Origin of the sequence: Colwellia echini (assembly GCF_002843355.2) — a bacterium.
Classification (GTDB): domain Bacteria; phylum Pseudomonadota; class Gammaproteobacteria; order Enterobacterales; family Alteromonadaceae; genus Colwellia; species Colwellia echini.
The window spans coordinates 1-1,910 of record NZ_PJAI02000055.1 but is presented as its reverse complement, the minus strand read 5'-3'; the positions used below and the strand labels follow the sequence as shown (position 1 = coordinate 1,910).

Genomic DNA, 1,910 nt, shown 5'->3' with positions numbered 1-1,910 from the left:
ATTATTGTTTCGCGGTGTTACATAAAATTGAGTAAAGCAGTTTATTTAACTTTTTGGTGCGCTAATTTCTCAGTTTTTACTGCAAAATTTCGTGCAAGACTTTGCCAATTACTTTATTGTGGTTTGGTAAGTTTAGGTGGCATAAATTCTAATCAGTTCAAACACCTAACAAGGCATTAAAGCAGGACAAAAAACAGTTTGCTGTTTCGTGCCTCAACATTTTAGCAAACAATTTTTTGCCTCTTAATGGGGCGTTAGCAGTACAGGAAATGTTGTGGAAGATTCGAAGTATGAGTTAAGAAAATCAAAGTTGTATTGGATGTGTGGTGGTGATATTTTTTGGTACCACTTTGATATGGCTTTTTTAAAAACATTTCTTATTTTTCAATTTTCTTTTTCTATCGTTTTAAGTGTTCTTAAAAATTTTGTGGGTCAATCAGCTCTGGAATTAATTGCTGCAATATATTTGGTTGCTACCTTACTTGGCATCATCAGTATCTACAAAAACACTAAAATTTCAAACTTGGTTATGCGTTCAAAATCAAAACCGAGCGATGCTAATTGGGTGTTTATATTTATAAGTTGTTTGTGTATTTTAATGTTGGTTTTGTTACCTTTCGGCTATGTTCGGGTTGGGTAGCAACGTACTGCTAACAAGTCACTCAAAAGGACAAATAACAGTTGGCTATTTACTCCTTCGTCGTCTATTTTAGCCAACCATTATTTGCCTCTTAGTGAGGCGTTATATGGCAAAGGAGTATGCATCAATTGTCGGATCCTGAATTACTAGAATTATATAAACAACACCGTGCTGGACAAGATAAATATGCATATTTTTTGATGGCAATTGTTGCATCAGCAATTGCTTTCACTGTTAATAAAACGACAGGCTTAAAAGTTACGTGTACAGATATACCGCTAGGCTTATCCGTCTTTTTTTGGGGGGGAAGCTTTTACTTTGGCTGTAAATATATTGATTGGTGTCAAACTGCAACATTTTCAAATTTTAATTTATTACAATTAAAGAAAGGTGTTCACCCTCAACAACCGCAACACACCCAAGAAGTTGAAGCCGCCATTACTGCTGTTACATCAGCACTTGAAAGTAATTCATCAAATGCTGGTAAATATAGTGGTCTTCAGTTTAAGTTTGCTATCGGTGGTGCATTGATGTTTCTTATCTGGCACAGTATTAATGTGTATTTGTTTACAATTGCCATATAACAAGCTAATTAATAAGGACAAAAAACAGTTGGCTGTTTTCGTTCCTCAACATTTTAGCCAACAATTTTTTGCCCATTATTAGGGCGTTAGTTGCCGCAACTTGTTCGAGTAAATTTAGTTTAATCGTGCGGTATTTCACATCAAAGGATTGGTGTTTGTTTCCTTCCTTTCTTGTGGTTACTTTCAATTTACTCGTAAGTTTTAGCGTTTTTGGTAACACAGTTTTCGCCTAACTTTTGTTGATAAATATAATCAGTAAATGCGTAAACGGCTCAAAGTTCGCATTCAGCGGCTAAGTTGCGGTGGTGTTTTTAAATACTCACTTCCATTAATTAATTTTTAGTGTTGTTGGTAAGTTAAATGTGTTTAACTATCAACAACTAACAAGGCATTAAAGCAGGACAAAAAACAGTTTTCTGTTTCGTGCCTCAACATTTTAGCAAACAATTTTTTGCCTCTTAATGGGGCGTTAGGTGTATTGGGTTACTTGCGTAAGGTATATTTTTTGATTCACGTTTTGCGCATCAATCACGTATTCTAAAACGTAATTCAGTTTTGTATTTATCGCACGTATATTATTGTTTCGCGGTGTTACATAAAATCGAGCAAAGCAGTTTATTTAACTTTTTTTGTGCGCTAATTTCTCAGTTTTTACTGCAAAATTTCGTGCAAGACTTTGCCAATTA

2 protein-coding genes are annotated in these 1,910 nt (G+C 34.6%); both read left to right on the top strand.

From position 1 onward, the window contains the following. Positions 1-274 precede the first annotated feature (274 nt). Complete coding sequence (locus tag CWS31_RS17195) at positions 275-640, top strand: hypothetical protein (protein WP_148747791.1); 366 nt, start codon at positions 275-277, stop codon at positions 638-640. Positions 641-759: 119 nt separating this feature from the next. Beyond that, a complete protein-coding gene (locus CWS31_RS17190) occupies positions 760-1,224 on the top strand; it encodes a hypothetical protein (RefSeq protein ID WP_101344583.1) in 465 nt (154 codons plus the stop codon). Positions 1,225-1,910 lie beyond the last annotated feature (686 nt).

Coding starts and splice junctions, on each gene's coding strand:
- CWS31_RS17190 (WP_101344583.1), top strand. CDS start 760: ATGCATCAATTGTCGGATCCTGAATTACTAGAATTATATAAACAACAC.